The sequence below is a fragment of the Acinetobacter sp. YH16044 genome, assembly GCF_013417145.1.
GTDB lineage: Bacteria > Pseudomonadota > Gammaproteobacteria > Pseudomonadales > Moraxellaceae > Acinetobacter > Acinetobacter amyesii.
In genome coordinates this window covers 64,886-88,304 of the sequence record NZ_VPEK01000012.1, presented here as the reverse complement: position 1 = coordinate 88,304, position 23,419 = coordinate 64,886, and the positions used below count along the sequence as shown (strand labels likewise).

Below are 23,419 nucleotides of genomic sequence, written 5' to 3'. Positions count from 1 at the left end.
ACACGGGAAACATATTACAAAATTATTAAATAATATTTGCATTGCTCTTTTAGTGCTTTAGCTGATAAAAAACAACCAAAATCATGATTTAGAAGTGATTTTGGTCATTTTTTGATGCTTTTCCCCAAAATAGAATCGGGACTAAGCTCAATGCAGCCAAACCTGTGATCCAAAATAAATAAGTGCTATAACCCAACTGATCGGCCACTATGCCACTGATGCTATACAGCCCCCCACTCACCGTCGCCATAATGGCAACCTGAAATGTAAAGTCCGTTGCTGCAAATGCTTTACGACTATATTGCATCACCAAAGTCAGCATGATCACGAGCAGCATGGCTGAAATCATGTCTTCGGCAGCATTGATCCCATAGATCAGCCATTCATGAACCTGCCGTTTAGCCTCGAACTGTAAAGCCAGCCATGCATAGGCCAATAAACTGAATATTTTCAATACCGAATAGAAAACCAAGGCCTGCGCCCGAGAAATATACTTCAAGCTTAGACCTGCAAGCCCCGCCCCAATTAAAGCAGCCACCGCACCTAACATGGTGACATACAGACCGATTTGACTAAAACTCAATCCTAAATCGACCATCAGCGGCTTAAGTAAGGGTCCTGCCAGACCATCTGCAAGCTTAAAACTCAATAAGATCATGAGCCACAGTGTGAGGGTTTTAGTTTGAGAAAAATAAGTCAAATACTGGGGAATAGCGTAGAACAAGGCTGAAGTATGCTTATGGTTGTTATCATTCTCTTGAGAGGAAATTATGTTGAGCTGTGGCTTTAAAGGTTCTCGATAGAGAAAAATAGGAATCGTATTGATGAATACCAATGCCGCTAAAAACAGAAATGTGGCTTGCCAATCCAACCAATCCAAGGCCCAAAGCACAGCACCACCACCGACGATAAAACCGAGTCTTGAACCAATCACCTGAAAGGTATTGCCCCAGTGCTGTTGGTCAGTTTTTAAAATATTGACAGCCAAGCCATCGGTTGCGACATCTTGAGTCGCACCGACCAAATTCATACTGAGTAAAGCCACAAAAAACAGCAGCAGATACATCGGTTCATTCAAGCTTTGGATCGGCAAAAAAGACAGGAAGACCAAGACCACCACGGACAACAACTGCATTGGAATAATCCAACTCCGATAGTGCCCTTTGGACCTTGAACCATGTCGATCAATCCACGGTGCCCAAAAAACTTTGATCGACCATGGCAGCATGAGTAATCCAAAGCCACCAATATGTGCCAAAGATACACCTTGCGCTCTTAAAATCACTGGTAAAACATGCGTCATAAAACCGACAGGTAACCCTTGCGCCCAATATAAGGAAAACAGTAAAAGATAGAGCTGACGAAGCTGGATCATAAGTTCCTAAATGTTGAATGCGCTGAAGTTACATTTAGAGTAGTCAAAATACGGCTATTTTGCCAATGATCTAAAAAAATCATCGACCTAAGATAAAGGTCAATGCTGATGCCGTATTTTTAAAGTACATCACGTCGAAAATGGATTTCACTTATATAAGAATATGCAATGAATCAAAAGACTCAATTATTTCCAGTTTTGCCCGATCAAGTTCCATCACGAGGCTCCATCCTGAGCCGCGCTATTTTTAAAAAACTTTTTTTGGCACAAGGTTGGAAATTTGACGGCGAATTTCCCAACCTTGCCAAAGCTGTGGCGATCATTTCTCCGCATACTTCTAATATAGATGCATGGCATGGTTTTCTCGCCTTGCTTGGAATCGGGATAAAAATAACCATTTTGGTAAAAACACCCTTTTTGATACCCCCTTAAAACCACTTTTGGATTGGGTCGGCGTGATCCCTGTGCAGCGTGAAAATCCACATGGACTGACGCGTGAAATTACTGAGATTGTCCAAGCGACAGATCAAATTTGGATTGGAATGGCACCTGAGGGAACACGAAAAAAAGCCGATAAAATCCGCAGTGGTTTTTACTATATTGCCTATGAAGCACAGATACCTATTGTGATGTTTAGCTTTGATTATGCAAAGAAAACCATTCATTGCTTGGGTGTTTTTGAACCTAGTGGAGATTTTGAAACTGATCTTGAAAAAATTTTGAAGATTTATGATGGCAAATTTTCCCCGAAAAATCCCGAATGGTTGGCCTTGCCGTTACAAAAGCACTGGAAAAAGCCCTAGTCAAATGGCTATTTTTTTGATGTGATGTACACTTTGTATATGTAACCATCAGATTTCACCCATGAAACTTTTGCATTACCTGATTCCTAGCCTCTTCGTATTAGCACTCGCTGGCTGTGATTCCGCAACCAAAACGCCTGCAACCACGACACCTACACCTGCCAAAGCACGTGAACCGGTGATCGCGATTGCGCTCGGTGGCGGCGGTGCCAAAGGTTTTGCTCATATTGGTGTGCTTAAAGTGCTCGAATCGCACGGTATTAAACCTAAAATTGTGACTGGGACCAGTGCGGGTAGTTTTGTCGGTAGCTTGTACGCCAGCGGTAAAACACCTTATCAAATGCAGCAATTGGCCCTGAACTTTAAAGAGTCCGATATTCGTGACTTAACCTTAAATAGCCAAGGCATTATTCAAGGGCAAAAACTGCAAGACTTTGTTAATAAAAACGTCGGCAATAAATCGATTGAACAATTTCCAAAACGCTTTGCTGCTGTAGCCACCCGTTTGGATAATGGCAGTAAAACTGAATTTAATCGTGGTAATGCAGGCCAAGCGGTACGTGCATCGTGCAGTATTCCGAATGTATTTGTACCTGCGACCATTGCAGGGGTGAAATATGTCGATGGTGGCTTAGTCAGCCCGATTCCGGTGAAAACCGCACGTGATATGGGTGCAGATATTGTGATTGCAGTTGATATTTCTGCGCGTCCTGACGGTAGCAAAGCCGTAAGCATGTTTGGTTTACTCGATCAAACCATTAACATCATGGGACAACAAAGTATTAATGAAGAACTGAAAAATGCCAATTTCGTGATTCAACCTAAAGTAGGACATATTGGTACACTCGATTTAAAGTCGAGCAATGCAACGATTTTAGAAGGTGAAAAAGCCGCACAGCTCAAAGTGAATAGCATTATTAAGGCGATCGATAACTTTAAACAGTCTCCTGCGGCCTTTAAACCAGCACCAAAAGCGAAAATATAATTCAACGATTTTTTTTATATTCATTGAGTTATACATCTGCTACATTGATATAGATACTGGTTCATCTATATCAATTCACCCTTATATAAGAGTAGATGTATGGAATTTATTTTAGAACCTTGGCACTGGTTTGTATTGGGCGTCGCTTTGATGCTTTTTGAACTGATTTTGCCGTCTTTTGCTGCGCTCTGGTTTGGCGTTTCCGCAATTTTGGTTGGGATCTTATATTGGATCTTTCCATCCATGGACTTTAATGTCCAAATTGTGGTTTGGATTATTTTTGCCGTGCTCTGCACATTTTTGTGGTTCAAATTTATTAAGCCTTTATCCATTGATAAAACCAAAGCAGGTCTGTCACGTGAAGCGACGATTGGCCAAGTGGGTATGGTGATTCAAACCCAGCTCAATCATGGCAGCGTAAAAGTTCGCTTCCCAATGCCTGTTTTAGGTTCAGACGAATGGCATTGCCGTACCCAAGATGCACTTCAAGTCGGTGATCGCGTTCGCGTGACCGATATTTTAGGCAATGATTTAGTCGTCCAACTGCACAGCAGCAACCACCCCGCTGACAATCCATAAATAAGTGAGAAATGACATGTCTGGTGTTTCTATTGTTTTTTTAGCGCTCTTAGTTTTTGTAGCCGTCACCATTTTTAAAGGTGTTCGTATTGTTCCCCAAGGTTATAAATGGATTGTTCAGCGTTTAGGTAAATACCATACCACGCTCAATCCGGGACTGAACTTTGTGATTCCGTATGTCGATGAAGTGGCTTATAAAGTCACAACCAAAGATATCGTGTTAGATATCCCCTCTCAGGAAGTGATCACACGTGACAACGCGGTACTGCTGATGAATGCTGTGGCTTATATCAATTTAACCACACCTGAAAAAGCAGTTTACGGTATTGAAAACTACACATGGGCGATTCAAAACTTAGTTCAAACCTCTTTACGTTCAATTGTCGGTGAAATGGACCTCGATGATGCACTGTCATCGCGTGATCATATTAAGGCTAAACTTAAAGCTGCTATTTCTGACGATATCTCTGACTGGGGAATTACGCTTAAAACTGTAGAAATTCAAGATATTAAACCTTCTCATACCATGCAAGCTGCGATGGAAGAGCAAGCGGCCGCTGAACGTCAACGTCGTGCGACAGTGACCAAGGCAGACGGTGAAAAACAAGCGGCTATTTTGGAAGCAGATGGTCGTTTAGAAGCCTCTCGTCGTGATGCAGAAGCTCAAGTTGTACTGGCAGAATCTTCACAGCGTGCAATTGAAATGGTGAGTTCAGCCGTCGGCGATAAAGAAATTCCAGTTGCTTACTTACTGGGTGAACAATACGTTAAAGCCATGCAAGATATGGCTAAATCTAATAATGCCAAAACTGTGGTATTACCTGCGGATGTACTCAACACCATTCGTGGTGTGATGGGACGTAATAACTAAATCTTCACATTAATAAAAATGGGTCGTGACATACGGCCCATTTTTATGCCCAAAACAAAAAAGAAGGCAAAGTTTGTGAATTTATGTTTAAATTTCACGTTATTTTTTTGACGTTTTAGGACTTATCGTTCGATTTCACCTACTTGGCTTAGGCAAATCCCATTGAGTCCCCTGATTAAACGCAATTGTCCAACGCCAAAGCGGATACCGTATGAGCTCCCTGAATCCCACCCTAATTACCTTTCTCTTTTATATTGTCGCCATGGTCGTGATCGGTTTACTTGCATACCGTGCGACCAGTAACTTTTCTGACTACATTTTAGGTGGCCGCCGATTAGGGAGCTTTGTCACTGCCCTTTCTGCAGGTGCATCGGATATGAGTGGTTGGTTGCTCATGGGTCTTCCGGGGGCGATTTACCTTTCAGGTTTATCTGAAATGTGGATTGCAATTGGTCTGATCATCGGTGCTTGGCTCAACTGGCTACTTGTGGCAGGTCGTCTCCGTGTACATACCGAAGTTCAAAATAATGCCTTGACCCTACCTGACTATTTCTCAAATCGTTTTAACGATCAAAAGAAAATCTTACGTATCGTGTCTGCTGTGATTATTTTGATTTTCTTCGCAATTTACTGTGCTTCAGGCATGGTTGCAGGCGCTCGATTATTTGAAAGTATGTTTGGTATGTCGTATAGCACTGCGCTTTGGATCAGTGCAATTGCAACGGTGAGCTATGTGTTTATTGGTGGCTTCCTTGCTGTCAGTTGGACCGATACCATTCAAGCGGGCTTTATGATTTTTGCCTTGCTGCTGACACCTATCGTGGTCATGTTGTCGTTTTCTGATTTAAGCCAGTTCACTCTGGCACTGGAAGCAGCACGCCCTCAAGCCATGGATGTATTTGCTGACTTAAGTTTTGTCGCAATCATGTCTTTATTAGCATGGGGCTTAGGCTATTTTGGTCAACCGCATATCTTAGTCCGCTTCATGGCAGCAGATTCTGTTAAATCGATTCCCAATGCACGTCGTATTGGTATGACATGGATGACGCTCTGCCTCGGTGGCGCAGTTGCAGCAGGCTTCTTCGGTATTGCTTATTTCCAACAGCATCCAGAACTGGCAGGTGTCGTTACAGCAAACCCTGAAACGGTCTTTATGGAATTGACTAAAATTCTATTTAACCCATGGGTTGCAGGTATCGTATTGGCTGCGATTTTAGCTGCGATCATGAGTACCTTAAGCTGTCAGCTTTTAGTCTGTTCAAGTACCTTAACTGAAGACTTTTATAAATCATTCTTACGTAAAAATGCTTCACAAAAAGAATTGGTTTGGGTCGGCCGTATCATGGTGTTAATGATTGCGTTGCTAGCGATCTATATGGCGGCTAATCCTGACTCTAAAGTCCTTGGTCTCGTCGCATATGCATGGGCAGGCTTTGGTGCTGCATTTGGCCCACTGATTATCATGTCATTGTTCTGGAAACGCATGACACTCAATGGTGCTTTAGCCGGTATGGTGGTTGGTGCAATCATGGTCATTCTATGGAAAAATCTCTGGGGCGATACAGGCGTTTATGAAATTATTCCGGGCTTCATCTGCTCACTACTTGCAATCATCATTGTAAGCTTAATGAGCAAAGCACCATCTGCTGAAGTCACTGAAAAGTTTGAAGAAGCAGATCGTATCTATAAAGAAAGTATTTAAGACCAATAGCACTTAAATTTAAGCTCTAAGTTTTAATATCTGCAAAAAAGGACGCCTAGCGTCCTTTTTTGTTTTTTATCATGTCATCCATTTTGATATTACTTAGATGTTTATTCACATCTGTCCCAAATGTACAAAATATAAAAATGCCCACAACACGTTAAATGTGTGGGCTAATGTCTTTACTACGTCATATTAACTTTGACGATTTAATAAAAACTGCGTGATCTTGTGTAATTCTGCCGCATCTTCTGCAAAATAATCCAAAGCTTGAAGCGCTTGTGCATGTAATTCTTCTGCATAAGCTTGGGCTTGATCAAGACCCATTAGCGCAGGATATGTCGATTTATCCACTTGTTGATCTTTACCCGCTGTTTTACCCAATGCTTCAGTGTCAGCAATAATATCTAAAATATCATCTTGCACCTGAAAGGCTAAACCAATCGCAAGACCAAATTCGCGGAGTTTAGGAATAGCTTGGTCTGTACCATTAAATATCGTCACTGCCGCCATCATGATTGCAGCAGAAATTAAAGCACCAGTTTTATTTCGATGAATGTTTTCTAGTTCATCCTGACTGACATGCTTGCCTTCCGCTTGTAAGTCTAGGACTTGTCCATTGACCATTTTTGAAGTTGCAGTCGCTAAAATTTGCATTTGCTTCAAGATGATCGGCGCTTCAACGGCTGGGCCTTGATCAAAGAGACGGCTGCCTAAAACTTCAAATGCCATCGATTGTAAAATATCGCCAGCAAGTAAGGCCGTATCTTCACCAAAAGCCACATGACAGGTTGGTTGACCGCGACGAAGTAAATCATTGTCCATACACGGCAAATCATCGTGTGCCAATGAATAACAATGAATAAATTCAATCGCCACAGCAGCACGGCGTACGGCTGCAAAATTGGTATTGGGTTTTAACGCTGCTGTTGCATAACAAAGTGCCGGTCGAACGCGTTTTCCACCCAACATCACAGCATGATACACCGCCCCTTTTAAGGGTTCTGGAATTGAAAATGCATCAAGCGCTGTCAGTAAATCCTGCTGAATACGCTGCTGCGCTTCTGTCAGGGCATGTGTGGAAACGTCTGTTAAAGAAGACACATTCACCTCAAATACTTTAAATATTTAACTGCTTCGTTCATTAGCAAATCGACTGCTAATGTTTTCTGTCATTTTGACCTGTTGCATCATACTGCTTTCTCAGATCTTTCTCTATGTTACGGCCTAAATCTATGTGTTTTTCCCACAGTCTGATGGTTTTTTAAATGTCGTTTCCTCAAATAGCGCCACATTTTGTCCATCATTAAAACAGGTACAATTTTTCGAGCCTTTCTTGGCTTGATACAAAGCCTGATCGGCACGTGCTAATGTTTCAAAAAATGACTCTGTTCCATCCCACAAGGCCACTCCGCATGAGATACTCAGTTGTAGAGCCTTATCCGCATAATTCATCGAAGAAGCATAGATTTGCTCACAACATTGTTGTGCAATCGAACATGCAGTCGATATAGCCGTGCGTGGCAAAATCATTGCAAACTCTTCCCCACCCATGCGATATATTTGTGCATCTGCGTGTTGACTAATTTGCATCCTTAAAAGCTGCGCACTTTTTCTTAAAACTTCATCGCCAAATGCATGACCGTAGATATCATTGATTTGCTTAAAATTGTCTAAGTCGAGCATCATCAAACAAATTTCATTGGCTTGTTCGACCGCGAAGCTTTTTTGCCACTGAGAAAGGTCTAAATCAAATCCACGTCGATTTTTTATCCCTGTCAGATAATCAAAATAAACTTGTTGTTCGAGTTGTTGGTTATGTTTCAACAGCGATAATTCGAATTGCTTTAAATTTGTAATGTCCGCACAGCACAACAACACATGTTCCAAATCGCCACTTTGTTGAAACTTTGGTTTGAGCGTAAACCAATAATGCCGTTCATTTTCACTATACATAAAGGGTTCAATGCTATCGTTCTCTAAACAGCGTAAATCAAACTCAGAACTTGTGGCTTTGGTTTTTTGCTGCATCACGGACACATGATTTAATACGATCTCTTGTAAGTCTGACTGAAATCGATGTTTAAATATTTGATTGGCGCATATCAGCTCAGCTGTCGCAGAAAATAACGCAGCAGGCATTGGCAACGCTTCTAATACAGCCAATTGTTCAGTAGGTAGGTCCGATTTTATTAAGTCTTTTTTAAGCATGGTTTCGCTACTTTTTTCAGGGTAAAGCTACGCAAAATGCTAACAAAATTAATCTGACATAAATCACAGAAACTTTCTAATATTAAATGCAGTTCATATTATATAAAACTATATACCAATTCATGATTTGCTTATTCATATAAAAGATAAAGGCAAAAAAAAGCCCCTGCAAAGCAGAGGCTGATTTCAAATGAGATGTTAAATGCTTAATCCAAACTATCCGCAGGAATACGCACCCAGCCTTCCATTAAGACACGCGCACTTCGGCTCATCACGGCTTTTTTAACGACCCACTGACCATTTTCATAAATTGCTTGCGCACCTACACGTAGCGTCCCAGACGGATGTCCGAAACGCACAGCTTCTCGCTCCCCACCACCCGCGGCTAAGTTCACAAGCGTTCCCGGTATCGCCGCAGCTGTACCAATGGCAACTGCCGCTGTGCCCATCATGGCATGATGCAGTTTCCCCATCGACAAGGCACGAACCAATAAGTCCGTATCTTGTTCTGAAATTTGTTTAGAACTCGAAGATGTATAGGCTTTCGGTTTTGAAACAAATGCAATCTTTGGGGTATGTTGACGCTGTTCTGCTTCAGCAATATCTGAAATCAAACCCATTTGCTGCGCACCATAAGCACGGATTTTTTCAAAACGGGCCAATGCCTTGGCATCACCATTGATCGCATCTTGCAGTTCAGTGCCGACATAACCAATATCTTCTGCATTTAAGAAGATCGTTGGAATACCTGCATTAATAAATGTTGCTGGGAAACTGCCTTCATCGGGTACGGTTAAAGTATCGACCAAATTCCCTGTAGGGAACATAGCGCCGCCATCTTCACCATCATCTGCGGGGTCTAAAAATTCAATTTGAACTTCGGCTGCTGGGAAGGTCACACCATCTAGTTCAAAATCACCAGTTTCTTGTACTGCACCATCAGTAATAGGTACATGCGCAATAATGGTCTTTTGAATATTGGCTTGCCAAATACGAACCGTACACAAACCATTCTCAGGAATACGTGATGCCTCAACCAAACCATTTGAAATGGCAAATGCACCAACCGCTGCCGTTAAGTTTCCGCAGTTACCACTCCAGTCGACAAATGCTTTATCAATCGACACTTGTCCAAATAGATAATCTACATCATGCTCAGGCTGTGAACTTTTTGCCAAAATCACGGTTTTACTGGTACTTGAAGTCGCTCCCCCCATCCCATCAATTTGTTTGCCATAAGGATCTGGACTGCCAATCACACGCAATAAAAGTTGGTCGCGAACTTTTCCAGCTTGTTGTGCTGCAAGCGGTAAATCATCTAGCTTGAAAAATACACCTTTACTTGTACCACCACGCATATAAGTCGCTGCAATCTTAATTTGGGGAGCAAAACTCATTTTTATTGAATCCTTAATCTTTATCATTGTGTTTTGGCAGAGCGTTCTTTTCTGCGCTTTTGCATCATACAATGTTTAATTGAAGTTTTAACAATCACATGACTTAAGTATAAAAAAACAACATTCGATACCTTTTCCATATAAAGGCAAGCATCAGAATTTCAATTAAAATAAAATTAATCTATTGATTCATAAATTTTTAACTCAGCATTTAAAACAAAAAATAGGTTATCAAACCTATAAATATTTTTCATAAATTTTGAGCTACTAGGCTATTCATTCTCTATACATTACAATTACCAAAATTAAACCATTCTCGGGAAGAGTAACTTGACTACCAATTCCTCCGAACTCAAGCGTGGCTTAAAGAATCGTCATATTCAATTGATTGCCATGGGTGGTGCAATTGGTACAGGCTTATTCTTGGGCTCAGCGCATGTGATTCAATCTGCTGGACCATCCATTATTCTAGGCTACGCCATTGGCGGTTTGATCGCCTTTCTAATTATGCGTCAGTTGGGTGAAATGATCGTCCATGAACCTGTAGCGGGTTCATTTAGCCATTTTGCATATAAATATTGGGGGAAATTTCCAGGTTTCTTAACAGGTTGGAACTACTGGATTCTCTATATTTTAGTGGCAATGACAGAACTCACCGCTGTTGCGAAATACATCAATTACTGGTGGCCTCATATTCCAGCATGGGCATCTGTACTGTTCTTCTTCGTGATCATTACTTTAGTAAACTTAGGTAATGTGAAGTTTTATGGTGAATCTGAGTTTTGGCTGTCGATTATTAAAGTCACTGCAGTTATTTCGATGATCGTATTTGGTTTGTATTTGCTACTGACTGCAGATGCCAACTCAACAGCATCATTTACCAACTTATGGAGTCAAGGCGGCTTCTTCCCAAATGGTTTTGAAGGCTTATTCTTCATGCTGGCTTTCTTGATGTTCGCCTTCGGTGGTATTGAACTGATTGGTATGGCGGCAGCGGAAGCTGAAAATCCAAAAGAAACTATTCCTAAAGCGATTAACCAAGTTGTTTTTCGTATTTTGATTTTCTACGTGGGTTCTTTGACTATTCTATTGTCACTTGTGCCATGGAATCAGCTTGAACTAGGTGGTTTAGACAAAAGTCCATTTGTGATGATCTTTAGCCAACTAGGAATTGATTGGGCTGCACATTTACTGAACTTCATTATCTTAACTGCAGCACTGTCTGTTTATAACAGCGGTATGTATGCCAATAGCCGTATGCTTTACAGCTTGGCGAAGCAAGGTAATGCACCAAAAGTTTTCGCTAAAACCAACAAAAGTGGCGTGCCAATTCCAGCGGTATTACTTTCTGCAGTCCTGATTTTCGGTTGCGTACTCTTAAACTACTTCGTACCTGAAGATGCGCTTGGTCACTTAATGTATGTGGTGGTTGGTGCACTTGTCCTTAACTGGGCGATGATTACCATGACTCACTTACAGTTCCGTCGTGCAAAACGTATTTTGAATTTTACAACGTCTTATCCTGCACTTTGGGCACCAGTCAGCAACTACATCGTTCTGATCTTTATTGCTTTAGTTCTCTTTATTATGTGGACTCAGGGCTTTATGGAATCTGTTCTAATGATCCCTGTTTGGATTACAGTCATGTTATTAATGTTTAACTATCTTAATCCTAAAGATTTGAGCGACATTGACCCCAATGAAGTTCATAAAGACTAAGTAATTTAAAAAGTTATTGTTTCGGCAATAACTTTTTTTTTAGCTAAAATAGGAGTACATTAGCCTCCGTCTTGCGCTCTTAGCTTAACTGGATAGAGCAGTTGCCTCCTAAGCGACCGACGTGGGTTCGAGTCCCGCAGAGCGCACAATTTCTGAGATATCCCTCCTCCCTGTATTTGTAATCCCCCATATACCAATAAATATAAAGAAAGAACCTTTCACACTAAAAACCCATCAATTACAGTTTTTAACTTAGTTATTGTTTTTACAAAGATTACTGTTCAAAGACTATTTTTAAGAACAGTTAAATAGCGCTTTAAAATGTGCTAACCACCTACCTCTCAATGCAAAAAACGACACATAGTATGGTCCATAAGGCCAAAAAATCAATTTATGACTGCTCATATCAAAATTTTTTCAATTTTTTTCTAGGTTTAGAAAATAATGCGCTAAATGAAAATATTAAATAATAATCAAAATGTTATATATACTAATTAGTACTTTTACTCTAAAAATAGCAACTTTTAGCCATATTTTTCAATCTAGAGCATTTACTCTTATTTTAATTGTGCTATTTTTGTCACATGGAGTAACAATTAAGCCTAAGAGTATTAAGAAGTTTTCCATAACGAATATATGCAGTAACCATAAAAATCAAATTCGTATCTCAAGGAATGACGAAGAATGAAATTAAAAACTTTAGCTACAGCCATGATTCTTGCTTCAGTTCCAATGACAGGTGCTTTTGCAGCAGCACTAGATCGTTCAGGACAATCTATTTCTGCATTTCTACAACCAGGGAACTATTTTGAAGCTGGCATTTCGGTTTTAGACCCTAATGTTTCTGGGAAGATGAACAGTACTGCTCCTGCTAGCAACCCAACATTAGGAGCTCTTGCCAATACTTCACTAGATGACATGGCAGGTGATTACTATTTTCCACAAGCAGCATTAAAATTACAGCTAACTGATAATTTTTCTTTTGGTTTACTATATGATCAACCATTTGGCGCAGAAGCTAAATATAGCGATACAGATCAAACACTACCAGTTGCAGGCACCCCTGGTGCATTCCAGCTAATGGGCGAAACAACTGAAGTCGACGTTCACACCCAAAATATTTCGATGATATTTGGTTTTCAACCGACTGAAAATTTCAACATTTATGGCGGTGGTGTATATCAAACAGTAAAAGGCGATGTTCAACTACGTGGTATTGCATATGGAGCAAACCAAGCTCTCGGTTTATATAATGCAAATATGAAAGAAGATAGTGCCGTTGGTTGGTTAGCAGGATTAGCTTACCAAATCCCAGAAATTGCTTTAAAAGCATCTATTACTTACCGTTCTGAAATTGATCACGAAGCTGCAACCACAGAAACTGGAAACAGTGCTCTACTTGGCGGTGCTTTTTCAACACGTGCTGACACCAAGATCACTACACCTCAGTCTGTTAACCTAGATTTTCAAACTGGTATCATGGCCGACACTGTCGCATTTGCGAATGTCCGTTGGGTAGATTGGTCAAATTTCGCAATTCGTCCAACTGCTTTTGGTGCAGCATCTGAAACACTAGGTGCCATTGGTCGTGGCCCAGTGGGTGGGTTTGATCTTGTTGCTTATACTGATGATCAAATCAATGCTACAGTCGGTGTAGGTCGTAAATTTAGTGAACAATGGGCTGGTAACGTCTCTGTAGGCTGGGATTCAGGCGCAGGTAACCCTGTATCAACACTTGGTCCTACTGAAGGCTACTGGAACGTAGGCTTAGGTTTACAATTCAGCCCAGCGCCTAACTACTTTATCGCAGGTGGTGTTAAATACTTCATGTTAGGTGATGCTGAAGCACAACCTGCATCAATGTTTGGTACAAATGAATCAGTAGCATCATTTGAAGATAACGATGCTTGGGCATACGGTTTAAAAATCGGTTACCGCTTCTAATTTAAATATGATTCGGGCCATAGTTCGCTATGGCCCTAACTTTTTATTCTTTCCCTATCTTGTTTGATCAAACAATAAACATTTAAATTTACTAAAACATTTATCAAAAACTAAGCTTTTTACTCTAATTTTTCATTTAAAAATCATAAAGATAATTATCAATCACTAGAATAAATACTCTAGTCATGCTCATTTTTTAACTTCCCTAGTTCAATTTTAGAGTAGCAACTCTTATTTACTGTTTTTCTATTTATGTTACTTTCCACACATTGAAATAACATCAAAAGTTACAAACAGGGAAAAGTATGCGCTTAAATCACCTTAGCTACGCAATTTTACTTACCGCTTTACCAACAGCATCATTATTTGCAGCGGGTCTAGATCGTTCAGGTCAGTCTATTTCAGCATTCTTACAACCTGGTAACTATGCAGAAGCAGGTATCACTGTTCTAGATGCAGAAGTAAAGTCAAATGAACTTAATGTCGATGACATGGCGAAGTCATATTACTTCCCTTCCGCTGCTGTCAAAGTACAAGCGACTGACAAAATTTCACTAGGTTTAATTTACGACCAACCATACGGTGCAGAAGCTGAATATGATGCTGCATCGCAAGTATTTGGTAATGGTGCTCAAGGTACATCTGTAGATGTTAAAACTGAAAGCTTAACTGCCCTAATTGGTTACCAACCAAACGAAAATTGGAACTTTTATGCAGGTCCAGTTTGGCAAACTGTAGAAGCCAATATCAAACTACGTGGTGCTGCTTATGGTGGTAATGCCAAACTTGGTACTTATAACATCGAAATGGAACGTGAAGAAGCTTATGGCTGGTTAGCAGGTGTTGCTTATTCGATTCCTGAAATTGCATTAAAAGCGGCTATTACCTACCGCTCTGAAATTGAACATAATACAAAATCCAATGAAACTACGCTTCTACCGTATCCATCTTTAAGTGCGCTGACATCATCTGTTGATGCAACAACACCTCAATCAGTTAACTTAGATTTCCAAACAGGTATTGCTAAAGATACGCTAGCATTTGCCAATGTTCGTTGGGTACATTGGAGCCAGTTTGCGGTTAAACCAACTTTACTTGGTAACGTAAGTTCAATTCCAGCACCTCATGTCCGTCAAAATCTTATTGATTACTCAGACGACCAATGGTCAGCTAATGTTGGTGTAGGCCATAAATTTAACAGCAAATGGTCTGGTTCTGCATCTGTAGGTTACGATTCGGGTGCTGGCAACCCTATTACGACTTTAGGCCCTGTTGAAGGGAATTGGAATGTTGGTCTAGGTGGTCAATATAGTCCTGCTGAAAACTATTTCATCCAAGCAGGTGTTAAATACTTCTGGTTAGGTGATGCTACTGCTCAAACTGGTGGTAATCCAGTAGGTGAATTTGAAGATAACCATGCGCTTGGCTATGGTTTGAAAATAGGCTATCGCTTCTAAGTTGTTAGAACAGCTTTGCATTAAACAAGAAAGGGCGCATAAGCGCCCTTTTCTATAACCAGCTATACAGAATTAAGCTGGAATATCACGAACTGAAGCATTACGAATCGCTTCTTTTAATGCAGCATAGCCATGAATTGGTGGGAATTGTGGAAATTCTGCAATCACATTGTCAGGCGCATCAAATAAGAAACCCGCATCTGCTTCACCAAGCATCGTCGTATCGTTATAAGAATCACCTGCTGCAATCACCCGGAAGTTTAACCCATGCAATGCTTGAACGGCTTTACGCTTTTGATCAGGTTGACGAAGCTTATAAGCTGAGATCATACCATTTTCATCAGTTTCTAATTTGTGGCAGAAAATCGTTGGCCAACCAAGTTGCTGCATTAATGGATGTGCAAACTCATAGAAAGTATCTGAAAGAATAATCAATTGAAAATGAGTACGCACCCACTCTACAAACTCTTTTGCACCTTCAAATGGCCCCATATCTGCGATTACGTCTTGAATATCGTTTAAACCCAAACCGTGTTGTTTTAGGATATTTAAACGCTGAGTCATCAACACATCGTAATCTGGAATGTCACGAGTCGTTGCTTCAAGTTCTTTAATGCCTGTTTTTTTCGCAAAATTAATCCAAATTTCAGGTACTAAAACCCCTTCTAGATCTAAACAAACGACTTCCATGCACTCTACCCTCTGTTATGTGAAAAAAATTTTTTCAATATCATAGCGGAAGAATAAAAAAATGCATTGTTCTTTTTTAAATCTATTTTTTTCATAAGTATCTATTTTTTAGTGATAAGTGTGTTTTAGCATTTCCATTAAAATAGTTCTGAAATAAATTAATATAGGTTTTAACGTTCCAAGCCTATAGCCAGGACATTCATGACTACCATCCCTACTATTGACCTTGTCGATGCACTTGCATCTGAATATGCAGATAAATCACCTTCTGAGATTATGAAACTTGCGCTTAGCCAGCAAGGTGAAGTTGCGATTTCCTTTTCTGGTGCAGAAGATGTTGTACTGATTGATCTTGCATCGAACTTAGGGATTCCTTTTCGTGTATTTAGTTTAGATACCGGTCGCTTACACCCTGAAACTTACCAATTTTTAGATACTGTCCGTAAACATTATAAAATTGATATTGAAATCTGTTTCCCAGAAAGTGATGCCGTACAAAAACTGGTAACAGAAAAGGGCTTTTTTAGCTTCTATCAAGATGAACATAAAGAATGCTGTGGTATCCGTAAAGTACAACCTTTGCGTAAAAAACTAGCCACTTTAGATGGCTGGATCACTGGTCAACGTAAAGACCAAAGCCCAGGCACACGTAATGAAATTCCTGTGGTACAAGCAGACCCCGGTTTTTCAGGTCCGGGCAAGCAATTGATTAAATATAATCCTTTGGCAAACTGGTCTAGCGCTGATGTCTGGAACTATATCCGTCTAATGGAAATTCCATATAATCCACTACACGAACGTGGCTTTATCTCGATTGGCTGTGAACCATGTACTCGACCTGTTTTACCGAATCAACACGAACGAGAAGGTCGCTGGTGGTGGGAAGATGCAACCCATAAAGAATGCGGCTTACACGCAGGCAACATGAAAAAATAAAGATCACAAAACCACTGCATAGCAGTGGTTTTTTTCAACGCATCGATACACATAATTCCGTATCATTTCAACGTAAAAACGCTATACTGCAAAAGACAATTTAATAATTCTAACAATGCTACTCATACATGAGCAGCTGTAGAAATTGCAGTGAGGCAATCAACGCTATGCGTCCATTACATCCTATTGATTTCATATTCTTAAATTTAGAGAAACGGCAACAACCGATGCACGTAGGTGGTCTATTTTTATTTCAGATCCCTGACAATGCACCAGATACTTTTATTCAAGATTTAGTCGCAGATATTCGTAATTCAAAATCCATTCCTATTCCTCCTTTTAACAATAAACTCAACGGCTTCTTTTGGGATGAAGACGAAGAGTTTGATTTAGATCATCACTTCCGCCATATCGCACTGCCGCATCCCGGTCGTATTCGTGAACTTTTGACTTATATTTCTCAAGAACACAGTGCGCTGATTGACCGTGCGAAACCGCTTTGGACTTGCCATATTATTGAAGGCATTGAAGGCAATCGTTTTGCTATGTACTTCAAAATCCACCACGCGATGGTCGATGGCATTGCAGGTATGCGTTTAGTTGAAAAATCACTTTCGCATGACCCAGATGCTAAAAGAATTGTGCCACCATGGTGTGTAGAAGGCCCTCGTGCAAAACGCCTGAAACAGCCTAAATCCAGTCGTATGAAAGGTCTGTTATCGACCATTAAGGGACAACTTGACTCAACTCCACGAGTTTTGTACGAACTGTCACAAACAGTAATGAAAGATATGGGGCGTAACCCAGATTATGTGTCTAGTTTCCAAGCGCCGAGTTCAATATTAAACCAACGGGTTAGTTCTTCTCGTCGTTTCGCTGCTCAGTCTTTTGAATTTTCACGTTTGTCACATATTGCCAAGTCACTCGGCGTAACAATTAACGATATTGTGCTTGCAATTTGTTCAGGCGCATTACGTGAATATTTAATTACACAAAATGCTTTACCTAAAAAGCCATTGATTGCCATGGTGCCTGCATCAGTTCGTACCGATGATTCAGATATGTCAAACCGTATTACCATGATTTTGGCCAATCTTGGAACCCATAAAGAAGATCCGCTAGAACGGTTGAAGATTGTGCGTCGTAGTGTGCTCAATGCCAAAGAGCGCTTTAAGCGGATGAACTCGAATCAAATTTTAAACTACAGTGCTTTTGTCTACAGTGCAGCAGGTTTAAATATTGCATCAGGCTTCATGCCAAAACGTCAGGCCTTTAACTTGGTCATTTCGAATGTTCCCGGCCCACAAGAGCCGTTATATTGGAATGGTGCACGTTTAGAAGCGCTCTACCCAGCGTCTATTGTTTTGGATGGTCAAGCGCTTAATATCACCATGACCAGCTATTTAGATAAGCTTGAAGTGGGTTTAACCGCATGTCGTAATGCGCTGCCAAAAATGCAAAATTTACTCACGCATTTGGAAGAAGAAATTCAACGATTTGAAACTATTGTGAACCAAGATTCCCCAAAGTTACAGGCGGTTAGCTAACCGCCTGTTTCTAGATTTGGTATCAATTCATCAGCATCTTGAACCATACATAATGATAAAAACCCGTCTAAATTGAACAATCTAGACGGGTTTTTAGTATTTGAACTTTGATTGATTTTTTGGAGCAATTTATGTGTATAAGCTAAAATTTAGGTGAACAAATCCGTTGCTATTGTTTAATTATGACTTGTAGATACGAACTGATAATTAAGTTTATTTTCCATTATTTATAAAATTTTAGCGCATTAAATATTTTAGAATTGCGCGTTAGCACTTTAACCCTCTGGATTACATTATTTATATTTCAATATTTAAGCTTTAATTGCTCGGCACTGTTTAAGTAACTGATGACAAGCAGAACGAATCATAGACGCTGTAATTTGAACCTCATTACCACGCTCATCCACGATATAACCTGAATGGATCGCTTTTGCTTCAACAACAGTTTTAAGACCACTTTTCATTACTGTTTTACTAACACCCATAGTACACCTCTTTTTGCTAAGCCATTTTCAAGTCCAATGCAGGAAAATGGCTTTGGCTATTTGATGTGTCTAGTATTCAAAATAACAGTTCAAAAGTAAAATCTCAGTTGTAACAAGTGTTTAACGATATTCTGTTACAATTTCAGCTCAGAATGATATCGTATTGCTCTTGCGTATATAAATTTTCCACTTGGAACTTGATCACACGGCTAATAAAGTGCTCTAAATCAGCTACCGCAGGTGCTTCAGCAGTTAACAATCGGTCAATCACCGACGGATGTGCCACCACGGTAAAACCACTTTGTGACTCATAAGCACGTGCATATCTCAAGATTTCACGGAAAATTTCATAGCAAACTGTTTCAGCCGTTTTCACATAACCACGCCCCTGACAGGTCGGGCAAGAATCACAAAGTAGATGCTCCAGAGATTCACGGGTGCGTTTCCGAGTCATTTCCACCAAACCCAGCTCAGACACTTGAGTGATCTTGGTTTTAGCATGATCGCGCTCAAGCATTTTCTCAAACTGGCTTATCACCTCTTCACGATGATGTGCTTCTTGCATATCAATGAAGTCAATAATGATAATCCCGCCCAAGTTACGTAGTCGGAGCTGACGTGCAATGACCTGTGTGGCTTCCATATTGGTTTTAAACACAGTGTCTTCAAGCGAACGACCACCGACGTAGGAGCCAGTATTGACATCAATCGTGGTCATCGCTTCAGTTTGATCGATCATCAGGTAGCCGCCAGACTTAAGTGCTACACGTGTCTGTAAGGCTTTCTGAATATCCTCTTCGACATTGTACAAGTCAAAAATTGGACGCTCACCCGGATAATGCAGTAAGCGATTTTGCATACTCGGTACAAATTCTTGAACAAACTCTTGCAATTTGCCATGCACTTCACGTGAGTCGACCTGAATTTTAGACGTATCTTCATTGGCCAAATCACGGATGACGCGTTGTGGTAAAGGTAGCTCTTCAAAAATCAATGAAGGCACAACAATACTGCGTTGTTTACGTTGAATGTATTCCCACAGTTTTGCTAAATAAGCCATGTCCTGCGCAATTTCACATTCAGGAATACCTTCGGCGGCAGTACGAACGATGACTGAACCCGGTAAGTTGTGTTCCTTTTGAATGCGTTCAATCATGCTACGCAAGCGATCTCGTTCTTCTTCAGACTCAATGCGCTGAGAAACACCGGTATGACTGCCATATGGCATTAAAACAAGGTAACGAGAAGGAATAGAAAGATCAGTTGATAGTCGTGCACCTTTGGTACCCAACATATCTTTCATGACTTGTACGGTGAGTACTTGCCCTGGTTGTAACAGCTCAAAAACATTCGGGGTTGGTTGATTGCGCTGCCAGACCATATCATTGATATGTAAAAAAGCCGTTCTCGACAATCCAATATCAATAAAAGCAGCCTGCATACCCGGAAGCACGCGAACAACTTTCCCTTTATAAATATTGCCCACTAACCCACGCTTCACGGTGCGCTCAACAAATAATTCATTGACCGTACCGTTTTGAATCAACGCCACCCGACATTCCATCGGTGTGACGTTAATCAACAACTCGTCAGACATATCAAAACTCAAAACATTATAAAAATTCTTGTGTTGCAGCAGTTAATTTAATGCCTTAACTATCTGTAATAACTGTACGGTTTCATGCAAAGGCAGCCCAACAACATTGCTGTAGCTCCCTTCAATACAAGGAATATAGCGCGCAGCAATTCCTTGAATAGCATAGGCTCCCGCCTTGCCGATTGGTTCACCTGTTGCCCAATAGCTTTCCATGTCAGCTAGACTTAGCGTTTGAAATTCAACCTGTGTACGCACTACTATACTGTATATTTGATCTTTTGTACTGACACAAACACCTGAAAACACATCATGTTTTCGTCCAGAGATCATTTCCCACATAGAAAAAGCATGTGCTTTCGACGCTGGTTTTCCTAAAATGTGCTCATCTACGCCTAAACTAGTATCCGCGGCAATAACGATAGCATCAGGGAATTGTTGTTGTACTGCGCAAGCTTTGGCACGTGCTAAACGCTCTACATAATCCGCTATAGGTTCTCCTTCCAACACGGACTCATCAATATCTGGACTGAAAATTTCAAATTCCAGACCTAATTGTTGCATTAGTTCGCGTCGTCGAGGAGAACTCGAAGCTAAAATTATATGCGCCATTTTCTCAGGAAGTAATACATGATTGGCCAAATGATTAAGCTAGTAACAATTGGCTGCCAATGGCGAGCAAATGAAAACTGTGCCCCACCCATCACTTGAACAATCCACACAAACAGTAAATGCGCGAAAATTGCCATTGCAGCAATAATCCACAAATTACCAAATGTAAGGATACGACGTTCACGCGTTAAAAAGCGCGTCACAAATGCAATGACCACAAAACTCAGTGCGTTCATGCCAAAAGGTGCATCAGTCAACAAGTCCGTAAAGAGACCTGTGGCAAATGCAAACCAAACACCGCACCATGTCGGCTGACAGAGTACCCAAAATAGCATGATCATCATCATGAATAATGGACGCCAACCCGATAAGTCATAAGAAAGCGGATACACCATCAGCACGGATGCCAAAATGATGGAAAAGATAATCGGAAATAATGGGTCGCGCTCTGTATGACGACTAAGCTTAGCGAGTGACATGCGGTTGCTCCATCGCTAAAGAATCGGAAAATAGCACAACCACATGATGACCACCTGCCAATTGGGCAGCAGGATTGATATCAATTTGGGCAAATTCACCGCTATTGTGACGACTGACTTTCGACACTGTACCCACCAAATAACCCGCTGGGAAATGTGCCCCTAGACCTGAGCTATAGACTTTTTCACCGACTTTGATATTCGCACTGGTTGGCACGTATTCCATCTTAAGTCGACCTAAGTCACCTGTACCCGTAACGATTGCGCGCATACCAGTATGTTCCAGACGCACAGATAAAGAGTGCTCTTTGTCTGAGAGCAACATGACACGACTACTATGCGGGTAAACATTGATAATTTGCCCCATAATGCCCTTGTCATCGAGTACAGTTTGTCCCACTTTAAGCTGACTGCTGGCTCCACGGTTAATCACAATAATATGACGTAAGGGATCAGCATCAGTACCAATGACTTCGGCAATCTCCATACGACCATCAATGATGAGTGGTGTATCGAGTAGTCCACGTAGTCGAGTATTTTCAGCAGAAAGTTCAGAAAGTTTCTGTAAACGGACTTGAGCCTGAATTAACTCTGCTTGCATCGCGGTATTTTCACGACGTAATTGAGCTTCAGACTTGGTTTGTTGATTCAGCCATTCTCGCGATAACACTGGATAGCTTGCTAGTGCATAAATTGGATTATATGCCGCATACAAGACGTCTCTGGCCGGTTGAATTACATGTGGCATGCGCCAATCAAAGAAAAGCACCACCAAGCATGTAATCACCGCAATGATAAATGAGCGAAAAGATGGCGGTTGTCTTGAAAACAGTTGCGTTTGCACCCGCCGAGTCCTTTTCTTAGCCTACAAATAACATGTCATGATTTGGGTTATCGAAGAATTCGAGAACCTTACCACCACCACGTGTAACACATGATAGTGGATCTTCTGCAACCACGACAGGAAGACCTGTTTCTTTTGCAAGAAGCTTATCAAGATTGCGAAGTAATGCACCGCCACCAGTCAACACAATACCGCGTTCTGCGATGTCTGAAGACAACTCAGGTGGCGTTTGCTCTAGTGCAGATTTAACCGCAGCCACAATGTTTTGCAGTGGATCAGAAATCGCTTGAGTCACTTCATCAGAAGTTACGGTAATCGCACGAGGTACACCTTCAGCCAAGTTACGACCACGGACTTCGATTTCCAAAGGTTTTGCACCTTCTTCTGGAAGCGCCATACCAACTTCTTTTTTGATGTTTTCTGCAGTGGTTTCACCAATCACACAACCATGTGCTTTACGCACGTAGTTAATGATTTGTTCATCAAATACATCACCACCGATACGTAGTGAGTCTGCATAGACACAACCTTGAAGTGAAATGATCGCGATTTCAGTTGTACCACCACCAACATCGACAACCATCGAACCACAGGCTTGCTCAACAGGCATACCTGCACCAATTGCAGCAGCCATTGGCTCTTCAATTAAGCGAACTTCACGTGCACCTGCATTGTATACAGCTTCACGGATTGCACGGCGTTCCACCAACGTCGATTTACATGGCACACACACCACGACACGCGGTGCAGGTGGGAACAAACGTTTTTCGTGCACTTTGCCAATGAATTGATTCAACATCGTTTCAGTGACTTCAAAATCTGCAATCACACCATCTTTCATTGGGCGAATCGCAGAAATATTTGCAGGTGTACGACCTAGCATTTGCTTCGCGTCAAGACCTACTGCGGCAACGATTTTTTGTGAACCACTGTGGCGAATTGCCACCACCGTCGGTTCATTTAATATAATGCCTCGTCCTGGCGCATAAATAAGTGTATTTGCAGTGCCTAAATCAATGGCAAGATCCGGCGAAAACAAGCCAATTAGTCGTTTTAGAATCACGGGGACGTTCTCAGTTAAACTTTTATATGGACGCAAGGTGGCAACTTTAACTAAATGTGATGATTTGAACAAGTCAATCGCTTATTATAAGCCACGATATTTTGAATTTTTTTAATACTGATTAGG

20 protein-coding genes, 1 tRNA gene and 1 pseudogene are annotated in these 23,419 nt (G+C 41.0%); 11 read left to right on the top strand and 11 right to left on the bottom strand.

All coding sequences use genetic code 11. The features are described from left to right. Positions 1 to 88: 88 nt before the first annotated feature. A complete protein-coding gene (locus FTV38_RS09245; RefSeq protein ID WP_180022301.1) occupies positions 89 to 1,375 on the bottom strand; it encodes an MFS transporter in 1,287 nt (428 codons plus the stop codon). Positions 1,376 to 1,543: 168 nt separating this feature from the next. On the opposite strand from FTV38_RS09245, the pseudogene FTV38_RS09240 reads away from it, so the two are divergent. From FTV38_RS09240 to putP, 5 genes and pseudogenes are all read left to right on the top strand, one after another. Further along, a pseudogene (locus FTV38_RS09240) lies at positions 1,544 to 2,178 on the top strand (1-acyl-sn-glycerol-3-phosphate acyltransferase). A gap of 61 nt (positions 2,179 to 2,239) precedes the next feature. Further along, complete coding sequence (locus FTV38_RS09235; RefSeq protein ID WP_180022300.1) at positions 2,240 to 3,163, top strand: patatin-like phospholipase family protein; 924 nt, start codon at positions 2,240 to 2,242, stop codon at positions 3,161 to 3,163. Positions 3,164 to 3,262: 99 nt separating this feature from the next. Next, entirely contained in the window at positions 3,263 to 3,742 is a 480-nt protein-coding gene (locus FTV38_RS09230) for an NfeD family protein (RefSeq protein ID WP_180022299.1), read from the top strand. 16 nt (positions 3,743 to 3,758) lie between these two features. Then, positions 3,759 to 4,613, top strand: a complete 855-nt coding sequence (locus FTV38_RS09225; protein WP_078189969.1) for an SPFH domain-containing protein — start codon at positions 3,759 to 3,761, stop codon at positions 4,611 to 4,613. 211 nt (positions 4,614 to 4,824) lie between these two features. Further along, positions 4,825 to 6,315 (top strand): sodium/proline symporter PutP, encoded by a 1,491-nt coding sequence (gene putP / locus FTV38_RS09220; RefSeq protein WP_180022298.1) that lies wholly within the window; start codon positions 4,825 to 4,827, stop codon positions 6,313 to 6,315. Between the two features lie 195 nt (positions 6,316 to 6,510). Here putP and FTV38_RS09215 read toward each other — a convergent pair whose 3' ends face one another. The 3 genes from FTV38_RS09215 to prpF form a co-directional block, all read right to left on the bottom strand. Beyond that, positions 6,511 to 7,419, bottom strand: coding sequence for a polyprenyl synthetase family protein (locus FTV38_RS09215; protein ID WP_168379257.1), 909 nt, complete (start codon positions 7,417 to 7,419; stop codon positions 6,511 to 6,513). A 129-nt stretch (positions 7,420 to 7,548) separates the two neighbouring features. After that, a complete protein-coding gene (locus tag FTV38_RS09210) occupies positions 7,549 to 8,526 on the bottom strand; it encodes a GGDEF domain-containing protein (protein WP_180022297.1) in 978 nt (325 codons plus the stop codon). A 206-nt stretch (positions 8,527 to 8,732) separates the two neighbouring features. Next, positions 8,733 to 9,923 carry a 2-methylaconitate cis-trans isomerase PrpF gene (gene prpF / locus FTV38_RS09205; RefSeq protein ID WP_168379031.1) on the bottom strand — a complete coding sequence of 397 codons (1,191 nt, stop codon included), beginning with the start codon at positions 9,921 to 9,923 and terminating at the stop codon, positions 8,733 to 8,735. A 330-nt stretch (positions 9,924 to 10,253) separates the two neighbouring features. Here prpF and FTV38_RS09200 point away from each other — a divergent pair, with 330 nt between their 5' ends. From FTV38_RS09200 to FTV38_RS09185, 4 genes are all read left to right on the top strand, one after another. Continuing rightward, on the top strand, positions 10,254 to 11,642 hold the full coding sequence (locus FTV38_RS09200) for an amino acid permease (RefSeq protein WP_078189974.1): 1,389 nt from the start codon (positions 10,254 to 10,256) through the stop codon (positions 11,640 to 11,642). A gap of 73 nt (positions 11,643 to 11,715) precedes the next feature. After that, a tRNA-Arg gene (locus FTV38_RS09195) sits at positions 11,716 to 11,788 on the top strand. Positions 11,789 to 12,326: 538 nt separating this feature from the next. Further along, complete coding sequence (locus FTV38_RS09190; RefSeq protein ID WP_180022296.1) at positions 12,327 to 13,586, top strand: OmpP1/FadL family transporter; 1,260 nt, start codon at positions 12,327 to 12,329, stop codon at positions 13,584 to 13,586. Positions 13,587 to 13,891: 305 nt separating this feature from the next. Continuing rightward, positions 13,892 to 15,043, top strand: coding sequence for an OmpP1/FadL family transporter (locus tag FTV38_RS09185; RefSeq protein WP_180004312.1), 1,152 nt, complete (start codon positions 13,892 to 13,894; stop codon positions 15,041 to 15,043). A gap of 72 nt (positions 15,044 to 15,115) precedes the next feature. Here the strand turns inward: FTV38_RS09185 and thrH are convergent, their stop codons facing one another. Next, positions 15,116 to 15,733, bottom strand: a complete 618-nt coding sequence (thrH, locus tag FTV38_RS09180) for a bifunctional phosphoserine phosphatase/homoserine phosphotransferase ThrH (RefSeq protein ID WP_078189978.1) — start codon at positions 15,731 to 15,733, stop codon at positions 15,116 to 15,118. A gap of 201 nt (positions 15,734 to 15,934) precedes the next feature. Here thrH and FTV38_RS09175 point away from each other — a divergent pair, with 201 nt between their 5' ends. Together FTV38_RS09175 and FTV38_RS09170 are read left to right on the top strand one after the other, a co-directional pair. Further along, on the top strand, positions 15,935 to 16,669 hold the full coding sequence (locus FTV38_RS09175; RefSeq protein WP_168379034.1) for a phosphoadenylyl-sulfate reductase: 735 nt from the start codon (positions 15,935 to 15,937) through the stop codon (positions 16,667 to 16,669). A 167-nt stretch (positions 16,670 to 16,836) separates the two neighbouring features. Then, the gene (locus tag FTV38_RS09170; RefSeq protein ID WP_168379035.1) at positions 16,837 to 18,216 is read left to right on the top strand and encodes a wax ester/triacylglycerol synthase family O-acyltransferase; all 1,380 of its coding nucleotides are present in this window, start codon (positions 16,837 to 16,839) and stop codon (positions 18,214 to 18,216) included. 311 nt (positions 18,217 to 18,527) lie between these two features. On the opposite strand, the gene FTV38_RS09165 is transcribed toward FTV38_RS09170, so the two are convergent. The 6 genes from FTV38_RS09165 to FTV38_RS09140 all read right to left on the bottom strand — a co-directional run bounded on the left by FTV38_RS09165 (position 18,528) and on the right by FTV38_RS09140 (position 23,293). Next, complete coding sequence (locus FTV38_RS09165) at positions 18,528 to 18,701, bottom strand: PA1571 family protein (RefSeq protein ID WP_168379036.1); 174 nt, start codon at positions 18,699 to 18,701, stop codon at positions 18,528 to 18,530. 142 nt (positions 18,702 to 18,843) lie between these two features. After that, entirely contained in the window at positions 18,844 to 20,298 is a 1,455-nt protein-coding gene (gene rng / locus FTV38_RS09160; RefSeq protein ID WP_180022295.1) for a ribonuclease G, read from the bottom strand. A gap of 42 nt (positions 20,299 to 20,340) precedes the next feature. After that, positions 20,341 to 20,907 carry a Maf-like protein gene (locus FTV38_RS09155; protein ID WP_180022310.1) on the bottom strand — a complete coding sequence of 189 codons (567 nt, stop codon included), beginning with the start codon at positions 20,905 to 20,907 and terminating at the stop codon, positions 20,341 to 20,343. Beyond that, positions 20,895 to 21,386: a rod shape-determining protein MreD gene (gene mreD / locus FTV38_RS09150; protein WP_180004304.1), complete on the bottom strand. Its 492-nt coding sequence runs from the start codon at positions 21,384 to 21,386 to the stop codon at positions 20,895 to 20,897. The genes FTV38_RS09155 and mreD overlap by 13 nt, the downstream gene beginning before the upstream one ends. Continuing rightward, entirely contained in the window at positions 21,373 to 22,230 is an 858-nt protein-coding gene (gene mreC / locus FTV38_RS09145) for a rod shape-determining protein MreC (RefSeq protein ID WP_180022294.1), read from the bottom strand. Before mreC ends, mreD begins: the two co-directional genes overlap by 14 nt. 16 nt (positions 22,231 to 22,246) lie before the next feature. Beyond that, positions 22,247 to 23,293 (bottom strand): rod shape-determining protein, encoded by a 1,047-nt coding sequence (locus FTV38_RS09140; RefSeq protein WP_086178633.1) that lies wholly within the window; start codon positions 23,291 to 23,293, stop codon positions 22,247 to 22,249. Between the last annotated feature and the right edge of the window lie 126 nt (positions 23,294 to 23,419).

What these genes read in the sequence shown, in the direction of transcription:
- FTV38_RS09245 (WP_180022301.1), bottom strand. Translation starts at nt 1,375, where the DNA reads ATGATCCAGCTTCGTCAGCTCTATCTTTTACTGTTTTCCTTATATTGG.
- FTV38_RS09235 (WP_180022300.1), top strand. Translation starts at nt 2,240, where the DNA reads ATGAAACTTTTGCATTACCTGATTCCTAGCCTCTTCGTATTAGCACTC.
- FTV38_RS09230 (WP_180022299.1), top strand. Translation starts at nt 3,263, where the DNA reads ATGGAATTTATTTTAGAACCTTGGCACTGGTTTGTATTGGGCGTCGCT.
- FTV38_RS09225 (WP_078189969.1), top strand. Translation starts at nt 3,759, where the DNA reads ATGTCTGGTGTTTCTATTGTTTTTTTAGCGCTCTTAGTTTTTGTAGCC.
- putP (WP_180022298.1), top strand. Translation starts at nt 4,825, where the DNA reads ATGAGCTCCCTGAATCCCACCCTAATTACCTTTCTCTTTTATATTGTC.
- FTV38_RS09210 (WP_180022297.1), bottom strand. Translation starts at nt 8,526, where the DNA reads ATGCTTAAAAAAGACTTAATAAAATCGGACCTACCTACTGAACAATTG.
- prpF (WP_168379031.1), bottom strand. Translation starts at nt 9,923, where the DNA reads ATGAGTTTTGCTCCCCAAATTAAGATTGCAGCGACTTATATGCGTGGT.
- FTV38_RS09190 (WP_180022296.1), top strand. Translation starts at nt 12,327, where the DNA reads ATGAAATTAAAAACTTTAGCTACAGCCATGATTCTTGCTTCAGTTCCA.
- FTV38_RS09185 (WP_180004312.1), top strand. Translation starts at nt 13,892, where the DNA reads ATGCGCTTAAATCACCTTAGCTACGCAATTTTACTTACCGCTTTACCA.
- thrH (WP_078189978.1), bottom strand. Translation starts at nt 15,733, where the DNA reads ATGGAAGTCGTTTGTTTAGATCTAGAAGGGGTTTTAGTACCTGAAATT.
- FTV38_RS09175 (WP_168379034.1), top strand. Translation starts at nt 15,935, where the DNA reads ATGACTACCATCCCTACTATTGACCTTGTCGATGCACTTGCATCTGAA.
- FTV38_RS09170 (WP_168379035.1), top strand. Translation starts at nt 16,837, where the DNA reads ATGCGTCCATTACATCCTATTGATTTCATATTCTTAAATTTAGAGAAA.
- FTV38_RS09165 (WP_168379036.1), bottom strand. Translation starts at nt 18,701, where the DNA reads ATGGGTGTTAGTAAAACAGTAATGAAAAGTGGTCTTAAAACTGTTGTT.
- rng (WP_180022295.1), bottom strand. Translation starts at nt 20,298, where the DNA reads ATGTCTGACGAGTTGTTGATTAACGTCACACCGATGGAATGTCGGGTG.
- FTV38_RS09155 (WP_180022310.1), bottom strand. Translation starts at nt 20,907, where the DNA reads ATGGCGCATATAATTTTAGCTTCGAGTTCTCCTCGACGACGCGAACTA.
- mreD (WP_180004304.1), bottom strand. Translation starts at nt 21,386, where the DNA reads ATGTCACTCGCTAAGCTTAGTCGTCATACAGAGCGCGACCCATTATTT.